General features: G+C 68.3%; 1 pseudogene. It reads left to right on the top strand.

What is annotated here, in order from left to right:
- A pseudogene (locus tag SB751_RS31035) lies at positions 1-268 on the top strand (MFS transporter); the annotation flags it as partial.

Genomic DNA, 268 nt, shown 5'->3' with positions numbered 1-268 from the left:
CTCGGCGGCGGGCGCGGTGCTGCTTCTGCTGGGGCTCTCGCTGGTGGGCGGCGAACTGATTTCGAATCGGGACGCGTTCGGCATGTGCGCAAGCGGCGCCGTGCTGCTCGCGGGTTACGTGGTGTACGCGCGGCGCGTCGAGTTGCCCTTGCTCGATCTGCGCTTTTTCAAGGTGCCGACGTTCCAGGCGAGCGTGCTCGGCGGCTCGCTGTTTCGCATCGGGCTCGGCGCCTTGCCGTTTCTGCTGCCGCTGATGCTGCAGGAGGGC

Source organism: Cupriavidus sp. SIMBA_020 (assembly GCF_046535395.1).
Classification (GTDB): domain Bacteria; phylum Pseudomonadota; class Gammaproteobacteria; order Burkholderiales; family Burkholderiaceae; genus Cupriavidus; species Cupriavidus campinensis.
This window is presented reverse-complemented; position numbering and strand designations above follow the sequence as displayed.